The sequence below is a fragment of the uncultured Alistipes sp. genome (assembly GCF_902388705.1).
In the GTDB taxonomy this organism is placed as follows: domain Bacteria; phylum Bacteroidota; class Bacteroidia; order Bacteroidales; family Rikenellaceae; genus Alistipes.
Genome location: NZ_CABMQJ010000103.1, coordinates 1 through 3,872, shown reverse-complemented (window position 1 = coordinate 3,872; position 3,872 = coordinate 1). Strand labels below are relative to the sequence as shown.

At 62.2% G+C, this 3,872-nt stretch carries 5 protein-coding genes; 3 read left to right on the top strand and 2 right to left on the bottom strand.

Annotation, left to right across the window (positions count from 1 at the left end):
- On the bottom strand, positions 1–339 hold a 339-nt coding region (locus QZT71_RS12090; protein WP_363150762.1), incomplete at its 3' end, for an endonuclease/exonuclease/phosphatase family protein.
- A 126-nt stretch (positions 340–465) separates the two neighbouring features.
- Here QZT71_RS12090 and QZT71_RS12085 point away from each other — a divergent pair.
- The 3 genes from QZT71_RS12085 (at position 466) to QZT71_RS12075 (ending at position 2,572) form a co-directional block, all read left to right on the top strand.
- Entirely contained in the window at positions 466–1,509 is a 1,044-nt protein-coding gene (locus QZT71_RS12085; protein ID WP_295916575.1) for a linear amide C-N hydrolase, read from the top strand.
- Between the two features lie 194 nt (positions 1,510–1,703).
- The gene (locus tag QZT71_RS12080) at positions 1,704–2,072 is read left to right on the top strand and encodes a glycosyltransferase (protein ID WP_295916570.1); all 369 of its coding nucleotides are present in this window, start codon (positions 1,704–1,706) and stop codon (positions 2,070–2,072) included.
- Positions 2,021–2,572, top strand: coding sequence for a glycosyltransferase (locus QZT71_RS12075; RefSeq protein WP_295916568.1), 552 nt, complete (start codon positions 2,021–2,023; stop codon positions 2,570–2,572). Before QZT71_RS12080 ends, QZT71_RS12075 begins: the two co-directional genes overlap by 52 nt.
- Positions 2,573–2,657: 85 nt before the next feature.
- On the opposite strand, the gene QZT71_RS12070 is transcribed toward QZT71_RS12075, so the two are convergent.
- A partial coding sequence (locus tag QZT71_RS12070) for an acyloxyacyl hydrolase (protein ID WP_295916566.1) occupies positions 2,658–3,872 on the bottom strand: 1,215 nt, incomplete at its 5' end.

The window sequence follows — 3,872 nt, the reverse complement described above, 5'->3', positions numbered from 1 at the left end:
CGCGTGGTGCGACAGCAGGCCGATGCCGTAGGCGCCCCCGCCGAAGTCGATGGCGCGGCAGAACGTGGCGTGCATGCCGGTCATGCGGCCCAGCTCTTCGGGAATGAAGCGTCCCTCCATGCGCCGGGTCACGCTGTCGACCTCCTGCAGGGCCACGATGTCGGGCGCCGTGCGGCAGATGACTTGGGCGATACGCCCGAGGTCCTGCACCTCGTCGATGCCGCGGCCGTTGCGGATGTTGTAGGTCATGAATTTCAGGGTCGTCTGCTTTTGTGCGCAGGCGCCCAGCAGCAGGCCGCAGAGCAGGGCCGGCAAAAGGATTGGGGCAAGTCGTTTCATGTTCGTCGGGCGGTTTTTCCGCAAAGTTAGGACATGCGGCCCGAAAAGCCAAATTTATCCCGCACCCAAACAGCGGGTTTAGCACTCAATTTGTAACAATATACGTACCTTTAAATTATCAGGCCAATGAAAACAAAATCTCTGATCGCGCTCGGCGCCGCTGCGCTGGCCTTTCTTCCTGCCGACACCGAAGCCTGCACGCGGGCCGTTTACCTCGGGCCCGAGGGGATGATTGTGACGGGCCGCACCATGGACTGGCGCGAAGACCCGTTGACAAACCTCTACATTTTCCCGCGCGGCGCAGCCCGCCGCGGCGCCAAGAGCGACAATACGGTATTCTGGACTTCGAAATACGGGTCGCTTTCGGCCGCCGGTTACGACATCGGCATCACCGACGGCATGAACGAGGCCGGGCTGGTCGCCAACCTCCTGTTCCTGCCCGAATCAATCTACGAGCGCCCGGGCGACACGCGGCCCGTGATGGGGTTGAGCATCTGGACGCAGTACGTGCTGGATAATTTCGCGACGGTGGACGAAGCCGTGACGGAACTCGCCAAAGAGAAGTTCCGCATCGACGCCCCCGACCTTCCGAACGGCGTGCAGTCGCGCCTGCACCTGGCGATCTCCGACGCATCGGGCGACAGCGCCATTTTCGAGTATATCGACGGCCGCCTGACCGTACACCACGGACGGCAGTACCAGGTGATGACCAACTCGCCGTTTTACGACCGGCAGCTCGCCATCCTCGACTATTGGCAGCAGATCGGCGGACTGACCATGCTGCCCGGCACCAACCGCGCCCCGGATCGTTTCGTGCGCGCGTCGTTCTACATCAACGCCGTGGAGAAAAGCGCCGACCCGAAGATTGCCGTGCCCGCCGTGATGTCGGTCATGCGCAACGTGTCGGTGCCCTACGGCATATCGACACCCGACAAGCCCCATATCTCGTCGACGCGCTGGCGCACGGTCTGCGACCAGAAGAACCGGGTCTACTATTTCGAGCCGACGCTGGCGATGGAGACGTTCTGGGTCGACCTTTCGAAAATCGATTTCGGCAAGGGAACGCCCGAGCGGGTGCTGAAACTGGTCGGCGGACAGACTTACACGGGCGACGCGACGGCGAAGTTCCGCAAGAGCGACAAGCCTTTCGTATTCCTGTTCGGCGTATAGCGCGCCGAAGCTGGGAACTGTTCCTGAAACCGGGCGTACCTGTTGCGCCCGGTTTTTTGGGATAGCAGCCGCTGCAGGGAGCGCGGTGAGGTGCCGTGCGCGGCCTGCCGCTGTCCGTTGGCGCCGGCATATTCCCGGCGGCGTGCCATATGGCCGGAATTTTTCCTATCTTTGCTCCGTTACAAACCCATATTATGGAAAACTTCAGTCATTTTATCATTACCCGGTTCAACCTGAACTTGTATGCGCAGGACAAGCACGACCTGCCCACCCGCACGGAGCGGTGGCTCGAACACCGGTTCGAGGTGTTCGAACGCTATTGCCTGCCCTCCGTGGCGGCGCAGACGTGCAAGGATTTCACGTGGCTCTGCCTCTTCGACGCGGCGACGCCCGACGCTTACCGCCGCCGTATCGACCGATACGGCGCGGTGTGCCCGCAGTTCGTTCCCGTCTTTTACGACGCCCGGCAGACGGAATGCCTGACCGGAAGCCTCCGCCGCACGATTGCGGAATGCCTCTCGTCCGGGGCAGGGGAGCGAAATTCCCCCCCCCGAAACTGCTGATTACTACCAACCTGGATAACGACGACGCCTTCTCGTCCGACGTCGTCGAACTGCTCCGGCGCGAGGTGCGACCCGCGCCCGGCAAACGGATTTACAGCCTCCTTTACGGCTACCAGTATTTTACGGACAGGAAGTTCGCGCTCAAGATGCGCTATACGAACAACCATTTCCTGACGCTCGTCGAGCCCTTCGACGAGAATGCCGAAACCATCATCTCCTACCGTCATACCAAAGCCATCCGGCAGCAGCCGACGGTCTTTATCGCGACACGCCGCGGCAAATGGCTCGAAATCGTGCACGAGGACAACGTCAGCAACGATTTCCGCATCAACATCAAAGTGTGGTACATTCCCCTGCTCTACGGCCGCTCGTTCGCCGATTTCGGCCTCGGCGGGTTCCGTGTGTCCTGCGCCGGGCAGTGGGCGAATACGCTGTTGGTCGTCCCGGTGCGTTTTCTGGTTACGGCAGTGCGGCGCCTGCGCCGCAAGTGGTCGAGATAGGCTTCCCGGCCTGAAAAACGGCGATGCGCCCGGAACCGACCGGGCGCATCGCCGTATGTTTTGCCGCGGCAGGGCCGTGGGGCCGTTAGCGCAGGCGCGGGTATTTGTTGTTGAAGCGGAATCCGACGCCCAGCATCAGGTAGTTGGGGGTCTGGAAATCCTTGAGGCAGTAGCCCACGTGCACGAACGTGTTGTGCGTGACGCCGATTTTGAGCGTCAGCATCTGATAGAACGATTTGAGGTCGCCGCCGCGGTGCAGGATGTTGAAGCCCAGTCCGAATCCGACCGTGAAGTAGGGCATGACGAACTCGGCGCGTCCCGACACGCCCAGCGCGATTTGTTTGTCGAACGACGGGGTGTAGAACGTATAGCCGGGGTCGGGGCCGCCCGAACTGTAGATGTAGTCTTCGGTGTAGACGTTGGCGCTGCCGTCGTAGACGCCGTCCAGCGACACGCCCGCGCGGAACTTGTAGCCGAAGTTGTACATCGTCGCGAAGTTGAAGCCCGCCACGCCGTAGGCGTCGGGTGCGGCGTACTGTTTGTCGCCGATGGCCACGCCCTTGCACCGCCACGAGCCGAACAGCACCAGGTCGTAGCTGAAATGGCGGGGGAACGGCGGCGTGAGAAGCCGCTCGCGCATGCGCAGCAGCGGGTTGTCGATGCGCCCGAAACTGTAAACCAGCCCGAGTTTCATGCCGATCGAATTGAGCCCGGCGTTGGGGAATTTGGTGTTGCCGTTCGAGAAGTGGGTCAGCGACGCGCCCGTCGTCAGTTCGAGCCGGGGCGTGAGCAGCCAGTTCAGGTAGAAGTCGACGTTGAGGTAGGCGTTGACTTTCGAACCCATCATGATGTTGGGGCGGTTGTAGATTTCGTCGTAGGGCTTCCAGCCGAACGACAGGCCGAAATTCCATTCGTAGTTGAACGACACGCGTGGGCTGATGCGGGCAATCCGGGCCCCCTGGAACAGGTAGACGGCGACCGGATTGCCCAGCTCCTCGCGGTTGCCGAAGTTGTAGTAGGAAACGCCCACACCCTGGTAGACGCCGCCGTAGATGCGGTCGGGCCGTGATCCGGGCCGGAAGCGGAGCGAATAGCGCAGGTGTGCGGCCAGCGAGCGTTCGATGGGTTCCCCGGCCGCGTTGGCGCCCGCCAGGAAGAGGTTCGTCGGTGGGATGTACTCCGGGCGGAATTCCGCGCCGACGCTGTGCACGAAACGCGGCCGCCGGGCCGTCGTGTCTTCCGGGAAGAGCGTTGCGTATGCGGGGGCGCCGGAGGAGTGCATGCCGGGCGTGCGGGCATC

Excerpts from the sequence above, each read along its gene's own strand:
- QZT71_RS12085 (WP_295916575.1), top strand. The coding sequence starts at position 466 with ATGAAAACAAAATCTCTGATCGCGCTCGGCGCCGCTGCGCTGGCCTTT.
- QZT71_RS12075 (WP_295916568.1), top strand. The coding sequence starts at position 2,021 with ATGCCTCTCGTCCGGGGCAGGGGAGCGAAATTCCCCCCCCCGAAACTG.
- QZT71_RS12080 (WP_295916570.1), top strand. The coding sequence starts at position 1,704 with ATGGAAAACTTCAGTCATTTTATCATTACCCGGTTCAACCTGAACTTG.